This window comes from Fortiea sp. LEGE XX443 (assembly GCF_015206815.1).
In the GTDB taxonomy this organism is placed as follows: Bacteria; Cyanobacteriota; Cyanobacteriia; order Cyanobacteriales; family Nostocaceae; genus Nostoc_B.
The window spans coordinates 15,108-35,045 of record NZ_JADEXZ010000022.1; the positions used below are offsets into that span (position 1 = coordinate 15,108).

Below are 19,938 nucleotides of genomic sequence, written 5' to 3' on the forward strand. Positions count from 1 at the left end.
GAGGTTTTTGTGTGTGTCCATAACAAAGTACAAATAACAAATCAAACAAAATTGCTATATGAATCAAGTCATACAAGAATTGCAACGGCGCACACCTTTAGGATGGCTGCAACTAAGTCATCACAAAAGCCGCCTGTTAGTTGCATTAGCAGGTATAGCCTTTGCCGATGTTCTAATTTTTATGCAGTTGGGTTTTCAAAATGCGTTGTATGACAGCAACACTCGTCTGAATCGCGCCATACTTGCAGACATCATCTTGCTAAGTCCGCAAAGCCGGAACATGCAGAATTTATCTACCTTCTCCCGACGGCGACTGTTGCAAGCAGCAGATGTACCAGGTGTGAAATCAGCCGAAGCCATGTATATCGGTTTAGTAACATGGAAGAATCCTCAAACCCGTCGCAAAACTTCGATGCAAGCCATTGGGTTTAGTCCTGAGCAATCCGCCTTAGATATTCCCGAAGTGAACAGCCAATTAGACAAAATTAAATTACCAGACACATTCATTTTTGATCGCGCATCGAGAGGTACATATCAAGAAGTTATTCCGCAAATTGATGCAGGTAAAGTTATCACCACTGAAGTAGATAAACACACGATTACAATTAGCGGTACATTCAAATTAGGTGCATCTTTTGGTGCTGATGGCACATTAGTTTCTAGCGATGAAAACTTTTTGCGGCTGTTTCCCAGACGACAAGTAGGCAGTATTAATCTAGGTTTAATTAACATTCAACCGGGCTATAATTCCCAGCAGGTAGCAGCAGCTTTGAAATCGCATCTGCAAAGTCAGGATGTCAAAGTATTAACCCGCGCAGAATACATAAAAATGGAAGAAGACTATTGGAAAACAGAAAGTCCCATTGGTTTTATCTTCACTTTGGGCGTGTCGATGGGGTTTATTGTCGGCGTGATTATTGTTTATCAAGTTCTATCTACTGATGTGAATGCCCATCTCAAAGAATACGCTACCTTCAAAGCAATGGGCTATCGTAATTCCTATTTACTAGGAGTAATTTTTGAAGAGGCCATCATTTTAGCAGTTTTAGGTTTTATTCCAGGTTTTATTGTGCCTTTAGGACTTTATCAATTAGCTGCTAATGCTACAAATTTGCCTATATATATGACAGCAGTTAGGGCATTAATAGTTCTAATTTTAACCATAATTATGTGTACCATGTCTGGCGCGATCGCCACTCAAAAACTCCAATCAGCCGACCCCGCAGACATGTTTTAAACAAACATAATCTTAATTACGAATTACGAACTACGAATTACGAATTAGTATTATGCCAAATATACCCGTCATATCCATCCAAAATCTCGACCATTACTTTGGTAAAGGTCAACTCCGTAAACAAGTTTTATTTGATATCAACCTCACCATTAATACAGGCGAAATTATAATTATGACCGGGCCTTCTGGCTCTGGTAAAACTACACTATTAACCTTAGTGGGAGGGTTACGTTCTGCCCAAACTGGTAGTTTACAAGTACTAGGTAGAGAACTTTGTAGTGCGAGTAGTGGAGAACTCACCCAGGCGCGACGTAGCAACGGTTATATTTTTCAAGCCCATAACCTGCATGGTAGCTTAACAGCAATTCAGAACGTGCGTATGGGTTTGGAAGTACAACAAAAAATTTCAACCCAAGAAATGCTGATGCGATCGCAAGCAATGTTAGAAGCTGTAGGATTGGGACAACGCCTGAATTACTATCCAGATAGCTTATCGGGAGGACAAAAACAACGAGTAGCGATCGCTCGTGCCTTGGTAAATCAGCCTAAAATAGTCTTAGCCGATGAACCAACAGCCGCCCTGGATAAACAATCTGGGCGCGATGTCGTAGAATTAATGCAGAAACTTGCCAAAGAGCAAGGTTGTACAATTTTGCTCGTTACCCACGACAACCGCATTTTAGATATTGCTGACCGGATTATTTACATGGAAGATGGTCATCTTGTTAGAGATAGTGTGAGTGCTGTAGCACTAGAAAAGTAATATCGCTTTTCACCCTCTGAACTCTAACGTTCGAGTAAAAAGGCTCAACCTTCAGCCTTATAACTTCATCATTCCACGTCAGAACAGGAAATTTCAAGCTTAAAATAAGAACATTCTCACTTAGAACAGAAAGATTCTCACTTCAAACAGAAACGTTCTTACTTTAAACAAAAACGTTCTTACTTTAAACAGGAACGTTCTCATTTCAAACAAGAACATTCTCACTTCAAACAAGAATGTTGTCGTTTAGAACCTGAAAAGCCAAGATTAGGCGTAGACGAGAAGCAGCTTGTCGTCAGACATCGCATTCTACTCACTTCATCTCTGGGAATGCCTTCCCTTGTTCGCGGTTTGTGCCATATCATGCTTTGCTGAAGGTGAAAAAGTATTGAAGTGGACGACAAAGTTAGTTATGGAATCAAATCATCAAAATGCTGATACACTAGCAGCACTGCAAGAATTAATAGACGTAGTGGCAAAATTGCGATCGCCTGATGGTGGTTGTCCTTGGGATTTGGTACAAACTCCTGAAACTTTAACTCCCTACGTCATTGAAGAAGCGTATGAAGTCGTAGACGCAATCAAAAGCGGCAATCAAGCAGCAATTTCCGAAGAATTAGGCGATTTACTCTTACAAGTTGTCTTACAAACTCAAATCGCCAGTGAATACCAACAATTCACCCTGAAAGAAGTAGTAAATGGTATTTCTCAAAAACTAATTCGCCGCCATCCCCATGTGTTCGGTGATGTAACTGTGCAGAATGTCGAGGAAGTGCGGCAAAACTGGGAACAAATCAAAGCTGCGGAAAAAGGCGAACCATCCCCAGAAAATCAACAACTAAGCGCCAAACTCAGCCGTTACGGGCGCACCCTTCCCCCATTAATAGCAGCGATGAAAATTTCCCAAAAGGCGGCGGAGGTAGGCTTTGAATGGGAAAACATTGATGGGGTGTGGGCGAAATTTCACGAAGAGTTGGCAGAGTTTCAGCAAGCTTTAGCTGAGGAAACACCAGAACGCCAACAAGCAGAATTAGGTGATTTACTATTTGCCATTATTCAACTAGCGCGTTGGCACAATCTTGACCCTAGCGCCGCCTTGCAAGGTACAAATCAACGATTTGTCCAGCGGTTACAAAAAATGGAGGCAGTAGTTGACCGCCCCCTTTCGGATTACAGTTTGGATGAGTTAGAGATGCTCTGGCAACAGGCAAAAGCCCAACTTGCCCAAGAGTCTTGATATATACCAGTTTACAATTTGATGGTCACAGTCTTAACTTCGGCATATTGCTGTAGAGTAAGGAGCTAGGGCTAAAGTCTGCGTTGTGTCAGCAAGAAGAAAGCGATCGCACAAGTTAAACAGTTCTACCTCAGTTTGTGTTTGTCGCATCAGCCGCAAGAAATGACCTTCAGCGTCAACACTTAAGACAATGTAGTTGAGGAACTTTTTGAGGTAGCCGACACGCGATCGTTCTGGAATATTCGGGGCTTCTGGGGTTTGCCATAAACGCTCAATGTAGTTGCGTACTTCTGTTAAAGGAACAGGCGTAATCGGCTCAGATCGCAAGACTTGCCGAATTTGATGAAAAATCCAAGGATTGCCAATTGCCCAACGTCCCACCATCACACCAGCCGCACCTGTTTGAGAAAGCACTGATAGTGCTTGAGTCGCCGAGTGGATATTTCCGTTGGCAAGTACTGGACAATTGACCCGTTTGACCGCTTGGGCGATCAAATCATAGTTGACTGGCCCGTGATACCTGTCTTTTACCGTGCGACCATGCAAACTCAGCAAATCAACGCTATGGCGATTGATCAGCTCTAGTATGGTGTAAAAGGTATCGGTATTTTCAAAGCCTAAACGCATCTTGACTGTTAAAGGTCGATCATTAACAGCAGAACGTAGTTCTCCCAAAATTCGATCCACTTTTTCTGGCTTAAGCAGCAATCCGCCCCCAGCTTTTTTACGATAGATTCTCGGTGCGGGACAGCCCATATTCAAGTCAATTCCTGCGATATTATAGCCGCAGAGTTCCTGCGCTGTTCTGACTAAATCTGGAATGCTTTCGCCAATCATTTGAGCAAAAACAGGACGGCCTGTATCGTTTTGGGTGATTGATGCCAAAATACTAGGGTTGAGCCGTGAAGTCTCATTGACGCGGAAATACTCGGTAAAGAAGTAGTCAGGGCTGCCGTAATGGGCAATGACCTTCATAAACCAGAGGTTTGTCACATCCTGCATAGGTGCAAGAGCCGTGAGAGGTAGGTTTAGGTAAAGCGATTGAGGCAGCGATACCAGGGGCATAAAAAGGCTAGTGTCCGACAAAGCATCACTCTATCAAAAAAATTGTTTTGAGTTGGAGTGGCATCAACTGAAAACTCACTATTTAGGTGGAATAAAAAAGCAGGGGGGAAGGGAGCAGGGAGCAGGGGAGAAAAGCCACCTACAAGAGATGGGGTTTTAACCAAGGGTGAAAGGGAACAAGGGAGCCTGAACGAAGTTCGGTTTGTACCTAATCAATGGGAATGTGTATTTTGGACTGACCGAGGAATTGGGTGAAGGATTTTGTAGCTAGTAGCGAAGCAATATCTTCCTTAAGATAGTTAATTTTTATATTAAATTATTATATTTGACGCAAAATTTTCAATCTCAAATTTACTAATGCTTCTATGATTAACATAATTTTTAGCGATATCAAAAGTCTAGTATTAAGCAGCAAGTAATACTACAATTAACTGGTTAATAAATTATTAATTAAAGCAATAATCGCTTTAATTAAATTTGGCAGTTATTAGATCAGGTAAAGCGAAAAGTTTAAGCTTTTCGTGTAACTTTTCACTTCACTCTGCCAAAAACAATTAGTGAACTATTAGGTATCAAAAAATAATGCTGAAACGTCGCACAATACTAGCTGGTTTAACTGTGCTAGGCTTCATGCTGGCCATAAGTACAAAAGTCTACGGACAATCTACTAGCGGGCCAGATGCTTGGCAGACTGTTTACAATGATGCAGTTGCTGGGGCAACAACAATAATTTCAGTCCCGCTTTTGGGCTTTTTATTATCAGTTGTCTTACAAATAGTCTTCAACTTGGCAGGTTTTTGGGGCGGTTAATTCTTTGTCTCATACCTAAAGAGAGCCTAAATAGAGGCTGTTGCAGTGTAATTTTTTGCTAATTTCTCAGCCTGCGTAGACGCTCTGCGTCTTGTCGTCAGACATCGCCTCAATAAATCTTTCATTAATTAACGCAGATTATCCCATAACTAAATATTCCATAACCCGTGAGGACTTTTATTTCTATGTTCAAACCTCGCACAATTTTTAGTGCCTTAACTGCAATTATCCTAGCATTTGCCATCAGCACACAAATATATATACAACCCGCAGTAGCTGCTGGAGGAACGTGTAATCCAACTCTGGGAAACCTACCTATATGCCCAAGTGCAGCACCTTCCGAGTTAGCTAGTTTCATTGACCCAACTGCAACAATCACCAATCCCACAAATATTACTTTGGGCGAAAAAGTCTACGTCGCACCATTTGCCGAATTAGACGCTACTAATGCTCCTATCAGTATCGCAGCAGATTCTAACGTCCAAGACCAAGTGAAAATAATAGCGTCGGGAACGGGAGTGCAAATTGGCGAGCGTGTCATTATGGCACACATGGCCATTGTCAAAGGTGCAGCTAAAATCGGTACTCAAGGTTCAACCGGGCCTTTTACTGACCCAGTTACCAATACTCAGTTCAGCAACACTATTTCAAAAACGTTTCTCGCCTTCAACTGTGAAATAGACGGTGCAACTATAGAAAAAAACACGGTAATTAACTTTCTCGCGCGGGTTGGCCCTGGTGTTACCTTACCTGCGGGTAAAGTCGTCCTGCCTGGTAAAAACGTCACAACTAACCTACAAGCTACTAGCGGCAGCTTGGGGAAAGTAGTCAACCTAACACAAGCCGATGTTGCATTAATGGAAGGCATCATTGAAGTTAATGAAGCATTTGCCAAAGGTTATACAGACTTAGCGAGAGCAGACTTGTCAAACGTAACAGGGATAAATTATGCCCCAGTCACCTTTTTTAACTCCGGGGGTCTGCCGCAGATAGGGGGAAGTACGACTCGTGATCCGAACTATCGTAACCGCATTATCGGCAACATCACTTTCCAAGATTCTTTAGCAACACTCACCAACAAACTAGCTAGTAGAATTTCGCTGCGTGCTGATGAGGGTGAACCTTTTAATGTTGGCCAAATTGCTGGGATGGCAAACGATGTTGTATTTCACGCTTTAGAGACAACTAGCTTGACTCTTGGTAATGGGATTGGTTATGGGCCTCGTGCTTTAGTTCATGGCGGTAGGCAGGTTGTCAATGGTGTTGCTAATGGCCCTGAAACCAGCATAGGTGATGCCGTAGGGCTAGGGCCGAACTCTGTTATATTCCGTGCCAGCATTGGCAACAGATCGGCAGTTGGGCAAAGAAGCGCAGTCTTCAACTCTACATTAGCTCCCAGAACGTATATTCGTTCTCGAACAATCTATGCCGATAACGGTAGCTTGATTTTACCTGTGGAGTGGTAAGCAAATCACTGTTGCATAATTTATGAATCGGAAAATCTTGCCGCTAGTGCAATTACAATGCCTACGATTGGTGCTGCTGTTCACTTTGATATTCGGGCTGATACTAAGTATTGATAGTGGTTACTCTTTAGCTGCTGACATCACTTCTAATCAGCCTCAAGTTGTACAACCGCCAGTTAACGGACTTGTTTCTACATTGTCAGATGAAATTAAGGAATTACCATCAGAGTTAATTCGCTGGTCAACTTACTGGCAACTTTGCTGGGAACCATATCCCGAAGCAAAAGAATACGAACTACAAACGGTGCTTGTGGAAGGGAAATCTCCAAAGTTGAAACGTCAAAGCGATCGCTGTTTTCGTATTCAAGCTGCATCTAATGAAAACCAAAAATCACAAGGATTACTCAACCGTGAATTAATCTTGTTGATGCATAAAATTCAGCTAGGTTATCGAGTGCGAGCCGTTTTAGATAAAAACTGTGTCAGCGAATGGTCTCCAGTCATGGCAGTTGGTGCAACTACTGCCTCTGAATCAAATGGTACTAAATAGAATGGCACGCTTGTAAACGTGAAACCTCGTCTGGGTAGAAGGTAGTATTAAGTCCTCTTCTGTCACTCTCCGAAAATATCTGCTATTGCTGAATTCTAGAGCTTTTGTATAGGAAGCGATTGGCTTCGCCAGTGCCGTAGGCAATCGCCAGATTTTTTTCTAATCACAAATACAACACCCATTTTTTGTAATAGGATAGCTTGTATTGACCGACTGATAAAGCTTCTAGAGATTGCTCTCTCGGAAGGTGACAGAAGAGGGCTAACATGTTGTAGCAATTTGTACTTTCTATTACTTTTATAAAAAAGATACATTAAAACTGCGATACAAAACTGGTGATTAAAAACTGTTAATAATTGCTTATTTTCTATCTAAAGGAAGTGCCTACGCCCAAAAGAATACGCCAGAATATGAGTGTAGTACCAAGTTTAAAAATTTTTATCCAAATTAGCTAAATACCTAGAGTTAAAAATGGTAAGAAATATTAAAGAACAAATCCAAACAGACTTGAAACAAGTTAAAGAAACTGGTCAGTTGCGGACTGAAAGAGTTCGAGAAATTGTGAAGTCAGCAGTTTCTCAAGTAGCTTCTGAGTTGAAAGAAGGTTCTGTCGAACTGCGTACTCTTGTAAGAGATGCGGTTTCTGCTGTTATTGAAAACTTACAAGAGAAAGGTAATGAAGTTAAAGAGGATGTAACAGCATCCATTGAAGGAGCGTTAGAAGGAGTTAATCGTAAAAGACACGAAAGTATCGTTCAAACTCAGTCAGAACTCCAAAGGCTGCAAACTCTATTAGATAGTGAAGAAGAAAAGCTTCAACAAGATGTAGACGTGATATTAGCAGAGATTCAAGAAACAGGTACAGACAAAACTGCTGATACTAAAAATGTCATAGACTCGGCTGTTAGCGCTATCAAAGATAGTGACGAAGTTTCCTTATTGAAGAAACGTTACGCGCAATTGCAAGCACAACTAGCTATCGTCCGAGCTAATTTAGCTGCACGTTACGGCGGCCGTTCTGAAGAAATCCAAAATTATCTCAACGACGCAAAAACTTGGTATGATCAAGCTCGTCCGCAAGCAGAAGTCGTAGCTACACAGGTAGCACAAAAGCGATCGCAACTAGAAGATAAACTTGGGGAAGCAGGTACAGCTATAGCTAGAAAAGAATTCCAGCTTAAACAAACCTTACGAGAGTTACTTTTAGCAACCGCTGATTTGTTTAAAGAAAAAGAACCTGCGGATAAAAACTAGAAAGAAACTTAGAGATATTGCATTGCAACATCTCTAAAAAAATAAACATGATAAAAAGGGTGGACTATCTAAGTTCACCCTTAATTTATTGTCCCTATTTAGAGAAGTTTGTTTGAATCGATAACAAGTACTTTGCCTTAGAAGAAGCTATTTTAGTAAGTTCCACTATTAAATGCTTCTTCTTTTTTCGCAACTACCCAAACTGCATGAATACTGCCAGGAAGCCAACCGAGGAGGGTAAGCAAAATATTAATTACCAAAGTAGGGCCAACACCAACTGTTAGAAAAACGCCTAAAGGGGGTAATAAAAGAGCAAGTAGAAGACGAAATAATTTCATGGATTTGCTGTTATTTTTTTCAAATTGATTAACTCACATTTTCCGGAATTAACTTAACTACCAACTCTGTCTCAGGCATTATGTTAATTCTGAACTACGGTTTAGGTGAATAATACTTATCCTATTGCTGAGGATTTCCTTGAGGTAATTCACCTTGATTTGTCGTGTTTCCAGTTAAAGTCAAGTTTCTTTCAACAAAGTAGTTGCTAATAAAGGTGTTAGCACAGGATAGAACCACTGGTCCGAGAATAAAAGCGATAATTCCATGAACGCTAAACCCAGGAACTAAAAATGCGGCTAATGCGAAACACAAACCGTTAACAACTAAAGAAAAGGCTCCCAATGTGAGAAAGTTCAGTGGTAAAGATAGAGTGGAGAGAACTGGCTTCACAGAACTATTGATTAAGCCAATCGCTACCGCAGCAATTAAGGCAGAAGGAAAATTAGCAATATTTACACCAGGCACAACTAAATCAACAATTAGTAAGCTCAGTGCTGTAGCTAGAGTTATTAGAAAAGTTCCCAACATTTTTTTACCTAAAAAGTCAGTGATAGTTTGTTTGAATGTCTTTCTACTATCATTAACAATGTGGGACGATTTAGCCTCTCTTGCAAGATAGATTGAGTTTCTACCAATTGGCAGATTTCGGGAGAAACTTCGTAATTCTCGAAAATCTCCAGAAAAATGGATTACCACCTCGTCAAATCTCTAATCAAGGGGACTGCGGACAGCTTTTCCACCACGGTTAAGTACATGGGTATAAATCATCGTAGTCTTCACATCCTTGTGTCCCAGTAATTCTTGCACTGTGCGGATGTCGTAGCCGTTTTGTAATAAATGGGTAGCAAAACTGTGGTGAAACGTATGACAACCCACCTTTTTTTGAATACCAGCTTGACGAATTCCTTGTTTTAATACCTCTCTATAGAGAAATAAAATTGCGTTTAAAGCTTTATTTTGAGTAGATGCAGGCAGCAACTTTTTGGGGCGTTGCTGAATTTAGGGATGAAATAATGAACCGCAAAGTACGCAAAGTACGCATTCTCTACGAGAGGCTTCCGTCAACGCGCAGCGTCTCGTAGAGAAGAAGAGGTTTTGAGAGATAAATATCAGAAAATCATCCCGCATTTATGCAACACCCTTTTTGGTTATCCCTCTTCTAAATCTTTTGATTCTTGAGTAGTTCGATCACGCTTAGAAGTCAGGTAAAGCTTGATTTCCTCAAGCTGCTGCATTTTCTCACAAATCTCCTCAAGCTTGCGATCGATGACTTTCAACTTCTCAGTGAGTGGCATCGAACCGTTTCCCCAAGTATCAATCAGATGCTTAATCTCATTCAGCGTGAATCCCAAAGATTTGCCTTTTGTAATGATGACAACTCGTTCTAACATCTCTGAACTGAACTCCATATAGGTTCTTGTCCCTGCTTGTCGTGCCTTCGCCTCAATCAGTCCCATTTTTTCGTAGAAGCGGATCGTGTCCTTTGTCAAACCTGTTTTTTGGGCTAACTCACCGATCAACATCGTCGCCACCTAAATTCTGAAATTGATACTTGACTGTGGAGTATACTCCATAGCTTACGCTAGAGCGAAATCAATTGAACCCTTGAGAAAGAATTTGAGCGGCACAGGAGTACTATGAAAGCTTTTGTTACAGGTGGTTCCGGGTTTGTCGGTCGTTACATGATTCAGATGTTGCGCGATCGCGGGAATGAGGTCATTGCTTTAGCAAGATCCGAGCAAGCCGCGAAGCAAGTGACTCAGTTGGGTGCCAAGGTAGTGCGAGGCGATCTGCTGGATCAACCAACGATGCTTCAAGGAATGCAAGGTTGTGATGTTGTGTTCCACATCGCAGGTTTTTTGAGCATTTGGGGGCAATACAAATCGTTCTACGAAATCAACGTCCTTGGGACTGAGCGTGCGTTGGCTGCCGCACAAGTGGCAAACGTCCCTTGCTTTGTTCAGATTGGTGCTGCGGCTTCAGTTTTTGATCGTCAATCTTTATCTTGGATCGATGAATCTCATCCGCTCCAGCAGCCTGATTTTTCTCCCTACATTGCAACTAAAAGTATTGCAGAACAACGAGTCATTACTGCAAATCGGTCTGGCTTTAGAACCGCTGTGGTGCGTCCTTCCTGGATTTGGGGCAATGGAGATCACGTATTGCCTCAGCTAGTAACAGCCGTGAAAACTGGACAGTTTATCTGGATCGATCAGGGCAACTATCCTTATATGACGACTCATGTGATGAATGTTTGTCATGGGGCAATTCTAGCGGCAGAGCGGAGTCCTGGTGGACAAGCGTACTTCCTGAGCGATGGAGATGTCGTACAGTTTTACAGGTGGGTAACGACATTGCTACAAATTGCTGGAGTAAAACCAGGTCGGTTGAGTATTCCGAGATGGGTTGCTTGGAATGTTGCTGGATTAATGGAAATGATTTGGGGAATAACAAGGCAACAAGGCATCCCGCCGATTACTCGGACAATGGTTAGGCTGATTGGGCAGGAATTGACATTTACAGATCGTAAAGCACGAGAAGAACTCGGTTACACTCCAATTATGGCTCGTGATTCCGGATTGGCGGAACTTGCAGCTTTCTATCGATGAAATGGGCTAACAATCCGCTTGCACGCCGACTGTCTGGAGTTTCTCTGTTGAGTCTGCTGATATCACTCTATTAAGTACCCAAGCAAAATTAATTGTACATATTGATTGAAAACAAGAATGTCTGTATTCCTTACCTGTTCCCTGTTCCCTCTCCTAACTATAAAATTTATTTTGCACGACTACTTAACATAGCCTCTAGGTGAATCATGAATGCACAACTGATGATCCAACCCTCCTCTTTTATTGATGCTGGTATTCAAATCAAGCCAGTTCGAGGGCTGTTCTTATTCAAATTTAGTGAAGACTTGCAAGAGCGACTGGAGAACCTGAACGAGAAACAACGAGAATCGAAATTGTCACCAGATGAAGAAGTAGAACTGACTGGGATTTTAGAACTCGACCGAATTTTCACACTGCTTAATGCAAAAATTATTGCTGAGTCTGCGTAGGTATGGCGATTTCAAAAGAGATTCGGCAAAAGGTTCGAGAGCGGGCTAAGTATCTGTGTGAATACTGCCACTCCTCTGAAGAAGCCAGTGCAGCACGGTTTGAAATTGATCACATCCAACCGCGATCGCGTGGAGGGGCAGATACATTTGAAAATTTGGCTTTGGCTTGTCAGCGATGTAATAGCTACCGTTACAACTTCACAGAAGGGACTGATCCAGAATCTCAAGTTTCTACTCAGTTGTTTAACCCACGACTGCATCAGTGGAATGAGCATTTTATTTGGGAGAAGGGTGGTCTAGTGATTCGAGGCAAGACTTCCATTGGGCGTGCAACGTGCGATCGCTTAGATTTGAATGACCAGGAGCATAATGAGGGGGCGATTGTTAAAGCCCGTCGTCTTTGGATTCAGGGCGGTTGGCATCCACCATCCAATGATGATAGTGAATCCTAATGGCTAATAAATTTAGATGAGAAGGCGATCGCGGCGGCATAACTGAGACTGGAATTAGGACAAAAAATTAAATGCGAACTTCACCACAAGCTACCGCTTTTTCCTTCACATTCCCGCTTTGTTACGTAATGGCGGTAACGAAACATAGCTTCTAGTTGGGTTTGCACTAGCCAACCACTGATAAATTCCACTGTATCTCCACCAGGCATGGAGAAAGATATCGCATCTGTTAACTTAGTTTTGCCATCTTCCGGCTGAAATTCATGCCGATGTACCCAAGTTTCAAAAGGTCCGGATATCTGTTCATCTACAAACAGACGATATTGTTCACATTCAGTGTGGCGTGCTAACCAAGTTAAAGGAACTAGGCCAAGAAATAAGCGAAACTCTGTGATAGCGCCTATTTCTAGTCCTCCCTCCCGGCGAACTACTTTCATTGGTTGCCAAGGTGGAGTTAGCAGTTGCAAGATATTTGGCCTTTCATGAAATTGCCAAACTACTTCTATTGGCGCGTTAATCACAGATGAATGGTTGAAGTACAGCATTCTCAATCTAAAATCCAAAATCCAAAATTGCATCAGCCTTCGTATTCGGTATCAATTTCGATATCTAGGGTATCTTCATCAACCCGCACGTACAAAATATTTGGGTTACAGCAAACTTGACAATCTTCTACATAAGATTGCTGTCCTCCAGCACTCAAATCGATAAAGGTTAAGTTTGGTTCGCCACAAAAGGCGCAGTAATACTCAGCAGTTGTTTGCATTCAATTTTTTGCTATGAATTTAATGGCTGTAGTTCCTTGGGGGATGAGCGAAAATGACTGGTAGCCTCATCCAAGTGCTTTAGTAGTGTAGACTGCGGTAGCGCCCCTTGCAAGTGGCTCCAAGGCAAGACTTGGGCTGTTGACCAATTAGTATGGACGTAGAAATCTAAATCGGGGATTTGTCCTTTGAGTTGCTTGAAAGCACGTTTGTAACTACCCAAGGAGTCGCCAAAATCACGGGTAAGTTCGAGAAGTTGAGATAATCGGCGATCGCCTCTGGATAACAAAGCTTGTATGATAGACCAGTTATAACTTTCAGGACGAAAATCTATACCCTGGGGTTTGAGTTGTTTTTGTAAAAGTTGTAACCGCTTTTCTGCTTGGCGATTTACCCCAAACCATTGAAATGGTGTATGAGATTTAGGTACAAAGGTGCTGCATCCAAATGTTAATCGCAGTCCTGGTGCAGCTTTTTTGATACTCCGCATCATCGCCACAGTTGCTGCTAAATCTTCCGCTTCCTCACCGGGAATACCTACCATTCCGTAGAGTTTCAAACCTGTGAGTCCCCCAGCTTTGGCATTGATCGCCGCTTGGATAATTTCATCATTTTGTAGCTTTTTATTGATGATTTGGCGGAGTTTATCAGAACCACTTTCTACAGCAATAGTAAGCGATCGCGTGTCTCGTTTTGCTAAAGTTTCTGCCAATTGCACCGTGACTGTATTCGTTCTCACCGAAGCAATACTCAACCGCACATCGTCATATTTTGGCTGACTAATATAATCTAATAACTCAGCAAACTCTGGATGTTGCGTAACAGAAGCACCTAATAATCCCAGGCGATTTGTAACTTCTAAACCTCGTTCAATAGCGGGAATTAATGAACCTTCTAAGCTTGCAGTTCTAAACGGTAAAGTGAGATAACTTGCCAAACAAAAGCGGCACATTTCTGGACAACTTCTTACCACTTCCACCATGTAAATATTTTCCCAAGCCGCTTTTTCAGTTACTACAGTTGAAGCTGAGAGGATATTTCCGCGATAAGTTTGCTTCTGCACCACTGCGGGAACTTCTGAGGAAATAGGCTTGATTGACTTTACTTCACCATCTTGTGTGTGATATTCCACCTCATACAAACTCGGAACATAAATCCCTGGTACTTGCGCCAGTCTTTGGAGTTGAGTTTGTCTAGAAGCATTTCTGACTTCTTTATACGCCTCAATAAAATTCCCCAGCAGATTTTCGCCATCTCCTAACAAGATGACATCAAAAAAATCTGCAAAAGGTTCGGGGTTAGCGGTGAGAACTGGGCCACCACCAAAAATTATTGGGTGAGTATCATCACGAATATTAGCTCGAATGGGAATATCTAGAGATTCCAGCAAATTTAAAATATTCACATAATCCAATTCCCAAGAAATCGAAAACCCCACAATTTCCGGCTGTCTGGGAAGTTGTTCGTGAATATCAGTAAACAAACGACTCACCTGCACATCATCGCGCATTGCCAAATTTGCCCATACCACCTGATAGCCAAGGCTGGTAATTCCGACAGTGTACTCATTAGGAAAGGCAAAAATTACTGGGATAGCGTTGGTATCTGGTGTGGTGGGTGTGAATAAAAGTCGTTCAGCCGCAAATACAGATGATGTCATGTCAAAATAGTTCGTAATTCGTAATTCGTAATTGTTTATCTTTAATAAATCCTAAATAGATGTAAGTAGAAAGGTGCAAATAAACCGAACTATGTAACGGAAAGTAAAGTAGCTTGAAAACCTCTTCCCTTCTGCCTTCTGCCTTCTGCCTCCTGCCTTGTCATAACGACAATTTTTAACACCGACCTACTTATGACCTATCAGCGTCAATCTGCGTGCATCTGCGGTTAATTTTATATAAATTCAATTAATGCACTCTTTTAGCTGTGTCAGCCTACTACAAATTTATAGAAAATGCTATCTCAAAGTTTAAGCTTTTACTGCCATTTTAAAAGCTGATGCAGTGGATATTAAGAAAACCTAGCAATTAATTCTTCACGAGATAATTGCAACAGTAAAGGGGTAAACTCTTCTGGTGGTAACGCCAATAAAGGTTCAATAATTGCTTGAAGTTGATTATCTAATTCACCAAAACGAACTTTCAACAAATTTTCCACCACTAAGCGTTCACCTTGCTGAAGCCCTCGTCGTTCCCCTTCTTGTATCGCCTGTTCTCTGTCTTGTTGGTAAAGTGGTGCTAATCGCATAAGTAACTCCCTATCTTCTTCGTCTTGATTTTGAGTAAATTGTAAATTTTGTTGCAAGTTATACAGTAATTCTAATGCCGCTTTTCGGAAAGGGTTATCGAGAGAAAGTGCTTCTAGCTCGTCAATTGCTTGTTTCTGAACGTTTCCTCTACCAATAATTCTCAACCACAAGGTTTCTGGAAGTGCAGGTAACTGATGAATTGCTACTATAGCTGTACGCAAGTATTCTGCCATGAAGTAAACACCAGGCAAGGAATCAGCTTTGGGGTTAGCTCCAAATCCTGATAAGAGTGATGCTGATGCTGTTGGCGTAAGAATCCACAATTTTGGTAAGTCAGATTCTTGAATGCGGCTGCTATTTCGATTGGCTTGCCGTTGTAAGTCGCCACGTACCTCTAATAATTTTAGAAGACAATCACAGATTTCTGTAGCGGCAGCGGCATTACGAAAGGGTTCAAATAAGGAAGAGGTAGTGGCAAATTGACCCAATAAACCAAGTATTTCTGAAATATTACTTGGTTGTGATTTGGGGATGAAATAAACGTCTATTTCTCTGACTTCGCCTGCAACTCTTTTTGCTGCTTGGACTTGACCATAAGGGGTGAGTAATTGTTCTAGATAGTCTTTGGCAAATTGGTCGTGAATGAATCTGGTCATGAGTGGGAAATTTGGCAATGCAACCTAGTTTAAAGTCATGATGCACACCACAAATGAATTAATTCTTTTTTATGGATAAACTGCGGCTTTTTCTACTAAAAAGTACAAGCGATCGCCAATTCTGCATGTTGTAGTAAAGTATCTTTATCTAAAGTATGGACAAGATATTGCGGTGTTTGTGCTAAAAGTTTTTCAATTCTCTCTCTAGCTACTGTGATTACCGCTTCCTTCAGGCTACCCTTGCTTAAAGAATCAGCAAAATCAGCCGCCATATAATAAGTACGTTCCAGAGACGATGAATTGATATTCCGCGAAAGGATGAACAAGTCACATCCAGCATGAAAGGCGCGGGCCACAGTACCGCTTTGGGTAAACATATCTGAGATTGCTTTCATATCCAAGTCATCGGATACAACTACACCCTCAAACCCTAGTTCTTCTCGAAGGATATTTTTAAGAATAATTTGTGAGATGGTTGCTGGTACATCTGGGTCGATTTTGGGAAACAGGATGTGAGTTGTCATAATCAAAGGTACTTGAGCATCAATCAAGGCTTTGAAAGGTATCAGTTCTCGATTGCGTAAGTCTTGTAGAGTTAGATTCAGCACTGGTAATTCAACGTGAGAATCTGTACTTGTATCCCCATGTCCAGGAAAATGCTTGGCACATCCCAAAATACCAGATTCCCGAAGCCCCAGGTAATATTCAAGCGCACCATCAACAGCCGTTTCTGGTGTATTGCCGAAGGCACGCGCTCCAATTACGGGGTTGTGGGGATTAGAATAAATATCAGCGACAGGAGACCAAGATACATTAATTCCTAGTGATTTTAGTTCTGTAGCTGTTGCTTTTGCTACTTCACGGGTATGCGATCGCAACACCGAAGCATAGGGAAATCTGGTAATTGGTAAAGGTGTACGCACCACACGTCCGCCTTCATGATCTAAAGTCATGAACATCGAATCGCGTTCAGCATATTGTCGAATTTGATCTATCAGTTCTTTGAAGCTGGCTAACCAATCCTGATAGGGAACGCCATCCACAAAATTTTTACCAAAAAATATTACCCCAACTGGTTTTAATTCACTGAGCGCTCGTTTATCATCATCGCTCAATGTTGTGCCGGAAATACCGAGAATCAAGTAATTTCCGAATAACTCTAGTTCCTGTGATGTTAGCATATTTTGTTACCTTTAGATATTTAATAATGAGTATCAATACTTAAAAAATATATCTTTTTCCTCCTACATACCCTTATACCTCTACAACCTAAAATTAGGGACAAAGTGTAAAAAACCTACACCTATCAACTAAGAAAATTCCGTGTTACGAAAGTTTTTAGACCAGCGATCGCACAATTACTGCCAAATGTAACGGATTGCAACGTATAATGAGAACGGAAAAATGATGAAAAAGTATTGAACAATAGTAGGTTTAAATGCGAGTAGCGATCGCTGGCGCTGGTCTAGCAGGACTTTCCTGCGCGAAATATCTCACGGATGCAGGTTACACTCCCATTGTCTTAGAGCGTCGGGACGTACTGGGTGGCCTTGTAGCGGCGTGGAAAGACTCTGACGGCGACTGGTACGAAACCGGGTTACACGCCTTCTTTGGGGCATACCCCAATATGCTGCAATTACTCAAGGAGTTAGGCATTGAAGACCGCCTCCAATGGAAAGAGCATACACTAATTTTTAATCAACCAGAAAAACCCGGAACACTCTCACGTTTTGATGTTCCTGATATTCCATCTCCGTTTAACATCATTGCTTCAATTCTCCGCAACAACGATATGCTGACTTGGGAGCAGAAGATTCGGTTCGCTATTGGCCTGCTTCCAGCTATAATTCGCGGTCAAAAGTATGTCGAAGAGATGGACAAGTACAGCTTTTTGGAATGGCTGAAAAGACAAGGTGTTGGGGAGCGAGTAGCAAGCGACGTGTTTATTGCTGCTTCTAAAGCCTTAACCTTTATCAACCCCGATGAAGTTTCATCCACAATTTTATTAACTGCTCTAAATCGTTTTCTGCAAGAACGATACGGCTCCAAAATCGCCTTTTTGGACGGTTCACCTACAGAACGGCTCTGTCAACCTATCGTTGATTACATTACCGAACGTGGTGGAGAAGTCAGGCTGAACGCACCTTTAAAAGAGATTTTGCTCAACTTTGATGGTACAGTCAAAGGATTTTTGCTGCGCGGGTTAAATGGCGAACCAGATGAAGTTGTGACAGCAGACTTTTACGTATCAGCTATGTCAGTTGACCCATTGAAAGTCATGTTGCCAGAACCTTGGAAGCAAATGGAGTTTTTCCAAAAGCTAGAAGGTTTAGAAGGCGTGCCAGTGATTAACATACAGTTATGGTTTGATCGAAAATTAACCAACATTGATCAACTATTATTTTCGCGATCGCCCCTCCTCAGCGTTTATGCTGATATGAGTAACACTTGTCGTGAATATGCTAACCCTGATCGCTCAATGCTCGAATTAGTTCTGGCTCCAGCTAAAGATTGGATTAGCAAATCTGACGAGGATATTGTTGCTGCAACTATGACCGAGTTGGAAAAACTCTTCCCCGACCACTTTGGGAAAGACAATCCAGCAACATTGCTGAAATATCATGTAGTGAAAACGCCGCGTTCAGTTTACAAAGCGACCCCAGGTCGTCAACAGTACCGTCCGCCCCAAAAAACTCCCATAGCCAACTTCTTTCTGAGTGGAAGTTACACCATGCAGCGCTACCTTGGCAGTATGGAAGGGGCCGTACTTTCTGGTAAGCTAACAGCGCAGGCGATTTGTGAATCGCTGCCAGAGGCCAATGCCTCAACCTTGCAAACGCTAACCCGACCGCCTGCAACGAATGCTGCAACTGCCTGATTCCCCCCCGTGCATGAAAACGCTGGTCTCTGTAGACGAGTCATACAAACTTTGTCGGCAACTTATAGCCAAGTACTCCGCGACTTTTTACCTGAGTACTTTGCTTTTGAGTAAAGAAAAACGCCCTGCTGTTTGGGCAATTTATGCTTGGTGTCGCCGTACAGATGAATTAGTGGATGGCCCTGCATCTGCTCTTACCACATCAGAAACTCTAGATCAATGGGAGCAGCAGCTAGAGTCAGTTTTTGCTGGACACCCAGTAGAAAATTATGATGTAGCTTTGGCAGATACTGTCCAACGCTTTCCAATGGACATTCAGCCTTTTCGGGATATGATTGCCGGACAGCGTATGGACTTATACCGCAGTCGTTACGAAACTTTTGAGGAGTTATACCTCTACTGTTATCGTGTCGCCGGTACTGTAGGCTTGATGTCAACGGCAATTATGGGGTTGGATAACACCAGAAATACCGCTCCGTGGAACCGTAAACAACAGCCTTATACTCCCACTCAAGAAGAAATTGCTTTAGGAATCGCTAAACAACTGACTAACATCCTCAGAGATGTAGGCGAAGATGCACTGCGGGGGCGAATTTATATTCCCTTGGAAGATTTGGCAAGATTTAACTACACAGAGCAAGACTTGTTAAAGGGTGTAATAGATGAGCGCTGGCGTTCTCTCATGCGCTTCCAAATTGCTAGGGCAGAACAATTTTATCGCAAGGCAGAAAGAGGCATATCCTACCTATCTTCTGATGCCCGCTGGCCTGTTTGGGCAGCACTAATGCACTACAGTCAAATTTTAAAAGTGATTGAGCGCAACGATTATGATGTGTTCAATCAACGCGCCTTCGTCCCCCAATGGCAAAAGGTATCAACTTTACCCGTGGCATGGATGCGATCGCAAGTCTTATAAAATTAGTCCATAGTCAACAGTCAACAGCAATACCTCTTGACCAATGACTATGGACTAAAAATATTTGACTTTTTCCAAAAAACTGCTACCATAGATATTCGTGACCCTGGAGAGGTGGCTGAGTGGTCGAAAGCGGCAGATTGCTAATCTGTTGTACGGCAGGCAACTCCGTACCGAGGGTTCGAATCCCTCCCTCTCCGTTTTCCAACGAGTAAATCCAACTCAGCCCTGGATACTATATAAAA

At 42.2% G+C, this 19,938-nt stretch carries 22 protein-coding genes and 1 tRNA gene; 13 read left to right on the plus strand and 10 right to left on the minus strand.

Features of this window, described 5'->3' with window-relative positions; genetic code table 11:
* Positions 1 to 58: 58 nt before the first annotated feature.
* The 3 genes from devC (at position 59) to mazG (ending at position 3,237) form a co-directional block, all read left to right on the plus strand.
* Positions 59 to 1,237 (plus strand): ABC transporter permease DevC, encoded by a 1,179-nt coding sequence (gene devC, locus IQ259_RS10825; protein ID WP_193884531.1) that lies wholly within the window; start codon positions 59 to 61, stop codon positions 1,235 to 1,237.
* Positions 1,238 to 1,289: 52 nt separating this feature from the next.
* Positions 1,290 to 2,000 carry a DevA family ABC transporter ATP-binding protein gene (locus IQ259_RS10830; protein ID WP_193884533.1) on the plus strand — a complete coding sequence of 237 codons (711 nt, stop codon included), beginning with the start codon at positions 1,290 to 1,292 and terminating at the stop codon, positions 1,998 to 2,000.
* A gap of 412 nt (positions 2,001 to 2,412) precedes the next feature.
* Entirely contained in the window at positions 2,413 to 3,237 is an 825-nt protein-coding gene (gene mazG, locus IQ259_RS10835; protein ID WP_193884535.1) for a nucleoside triphosphate pyrophosphohydrolase, read from the plus strand.
* Positions 3,238 to 3,270: 33 nt separating this feature from the next.
* Here mazG and IQ259_RS10840 read toward each other — a convergent pair whose 3' ends face one another.
* Entirely contained in the window at positions 3,271 to 4,302 is a 1,032-nt protein-coding gene (locus IQ259_RS10840) for a tRNA-dihydrouridine synthase (RefSeq protein ID WP_193884537.1), read from the minus strand.
* Positions 4,303 to 4,884: 582 nt separating this feature from the next.
* On the opposite strand from IQ259_RS10840, the gene IQ259_RS10845 reads away from it, so the two are divergent.
* From IQ259_RS10845 to IQ259_RS10860, 4 genes are all read left to right on the plus strand, one after another.
* Positions 4,885 to 5,112, plus strand: a complete 228-nt coding sequence (locus IQ259_RS10845) for a hypothetical protein (RefSeq protein ID WP_193884539.1) — start codon at positions 4,885 to 4,887, stop codon at positions 5,110 to 5,112.
* A 185-nt stretch (positions 5,113 to 5,297) separates the two neighbouring features.
* Positions 5,298 to 6,578, plus strand: a complete 1,281-nt coding sequence (locus IQ259_RS10850; protein ID WP_193884541.1) for an acetyltransferase — start codon at positions 5,298 to 5,300, stop codon at positions 6,576 to 6,578.
* 22 nt (positions 6,579 to 6,600) lie between these two features.
* The gene (locus IQ259_RS10855; RefSeq protein WP_193884542.1) at positions 6,601 to 7,128 is read left to right on the plus strand and encodes a hypothetical protein; all 528 of its coding nucleotides are present in this window, start codon (positions 6,601 to 6,603) and stop codon (positions 7,126 to 7,128) included.
* A gap of 471 nt (positions 7,129 to 7,599) precedes the next feature.
* Complete coding sequence (locus IQ259_RS10860) at positions 7,600 to 8,382, plus strand: histidine kinase (RefSeq protein ID WP_193884544.1); 783 nt, start codon at positions 7,600 to 7,602, stop codon at positions 8,380 to 8,382.
* A 152-nt stretch (positions 8,383 to 8,534) separates the two neighbouring features.
* Here the strand turns inward: IQ259_RS10860 and IQ259_RS10865 are convergent, their stop codons facing one another.
* The 4 genes from IQ259_RS10865 to IQ259_RS10880 all read right to left on the minus strand — a co-directional run bounded on the left by IQ259_RS10865 (position 8,535) and on the right by IQ259_RS10880 (position 10,244).
* Entirely contained in the window at positions 8,535 to 8,720 is a 186-nt protein-coding gene (locus tag IQ259_RS10865) for a YqaE/Pmp3 family membrane protein (protein ID WP_193884546.1), read from the minus strand.
* A gap of 121 nt (positions 8,721 to 8,841) precedes the next feature.
* Complete coding sequence (locus IQ259_RS10870) at positions 8,842 to 9,249, minus strand: phage holin family protein (protein WP_193884642.1); 408 nt, start codon at positions 9,247 to 9,249, stop codon at positions 8,842 to 8,844.
* Between the two features lie 180 nt (positions 9,250 to 9,429).
* Entirely contained in the window at positions 9,430 to 9,699 is a 270-nt protein-coding gene (locus tag IQ259_RS10875; RefSeq protein ID WP_370568015.1) for a tyrosine-type recombinase/integrase, read from the minus strand.
* Between the two features lie 170 nt (positions 9,700 to 9,869).
* Complete coding sequence (locus tag IQ259_RS10880; protein WP_193884548.1) at positions 9,870 to 10,244, minus strand: MerR family transcriptional regulator; 375 nt, start codon at positions 10,242 to 10,244, stop codon at positions 9,870 to 9,872.
* Between the two features lie 114 nt (positions 10,245 to 10,358).
* Here IQ259_RS10880 and IQ259_RS10885 point away from each other — a divergent pair, with 114 nt between their 5' ends.
* The 3 genes from IQ259_RS10885 (at position 10,359) to IQ259_RS10895 (ending at position 12,231) form a co-directional block, all read left to right on the plus strand.
* On the plus strand, positions 10,359 to 11,330 hold the full coding sequence (locus tag IQ259_RS10885; RefSeq protein WP_193884550.1) for an NAD(P)-dependent oxidoreductase: 972 nt from the start codon (positions 10,359 to 10,361) through the stop codon (positions 11,328 to 11,330).
* A 206-nt stretch (positions 11,331 to 11,536) separates the two neighbouring features.
* Complete coding sequence (locus IQ259_RS10890; RefSeq protein WP_193884552.1) at positions 11,537 to 11,779, plus strand: hypothetical protein; 243 nt, start codon at positions 11,537 to 11,539, stop codon at positions 11,777 to 11,779.
* A 2-nt stretch (positions 11,780 to 11,781) separates the two neighbouring features.
* A complete protein-coding gene (locus IQ259_RS10895; RefSeq protein WP_193884554.1) occupies positions 11,782 to 12,231 on the plus strand; it encodes an HNH endonuclease in 450 nt (149 codons plus the stop codon).
* Between the two features lie 80 nt (positions 12,232 to 12,311).
* On the opposite strand, the gene IQ259_RS10900 is transcribed toward IQ259_RS10895, so the two are convergent.
* The 5 genes from IQ259_RS10900 to nagZ form a co-directional block, all read right to left on the minus strand.
* Positions 12,312 to 12,776 (minus strand): SRPBCC family protein, encoded by a 465-nt coding sequence (locus tag IQ259_RS10900; protein WP_193884644.1) that lies wholly within the window; start codon positions 12,774 to 12,776, stop codon positions 12,312 to 12,314.
* 32 nt (positions 12,777 to 12,808) lie between these two features.
* A complete protein-coding gene (locus IQ259_RS10905; RefSeq protein ID WP_193884556.1) occupies positions 12,809 to 12,997 on the minus strand; it encodes a CPXCG motif-containing cysteine-rich protein in 189 nt (62 codons plus the stop codon).
* Between the two features lie 11 nt (positions 12,998 to 13,008).
* Positions 13,009 to 14,655, minus strand: coding sequence for a radical SAM protein (locus IQ259_RS10910; RefSeq protein WP_193884558.1), 1,647 nt, complete (start codon positions 14,653 to 14,655; stop codon positions 13,009 to 13,011).
* A 350-nt stretch (positions 14,656 to 15,005) separates the two neighbouring features.
* On the minus strand, positions 15,006 to 15,899 hold the full coding sequence (locus IQ259_RS10915) for a hypothetical protein (RefSeq protein WP_193884560.1): 894 nt from the start codon (positions 15,897 to 15,899) through the stop codon (positions 15,006 to 15,008).
* A 95-nt stretch (positions 15,900 to 15,994) separates the two neighbouring features.
* Positions 15,995 to 17,080 (minus strand): beta-N-acetylhexosaminidase, encoded by a 1,086-nt coding sequence (nagZ, locus tag IQ259_RS10920; RefSeq protein ID WP_193884562.1) that lies wholly within the window; start codon positions 17,078 to 17,080, stop codon positions 15,995 to 15,997.
* A 257-nt stretch (positions 17,081 to 17,337) separates the two neighbouring features.
* Here nagZ and pds point away from each other — a divergent pair, with 257 nt between their 5' ends.
* From pds to IQ259_RS10935, 3 genes are all read left to right on the plus strand, one after another.
* The gene (pds, locus tag IQ259_RS10925; protein ID WP_193884564.1) at positions 17,338 to 18,777 is read left to right on the plus strand and encodes a 15-cis-phytoene desaturase; all 1,440 of its coding nucleotides are present in this window, start codon (positions 17,338 to 17,340) and stop codon (positions 18,775 to 18,777) included.
* Positions 18,761 to 19,693: a 15-cis-phytoene synthase CrtB gene (gene crtB, locus IQ259_RS10930; RefSeq protein ID WP_193884566.1), complete on the plus strand. Its 933-nt coding sequence runs from the start codon at positions 18,761 to 18,763 to the stop codon at positions 19,691 to 19,693. Before pds ends, crtB begins: the two co-directional genes overlap by 17 nt.
* A 108-nt stretch (positions 19,694 to 19,801) precedes the next feature.
* Positions 19,802 to 19,893, plus strand: a tRNA-Ser gene (locus IQ259_RS10935).
* Positions 19,894 to 19,938 lie beyond the last annotated feature (45 nt).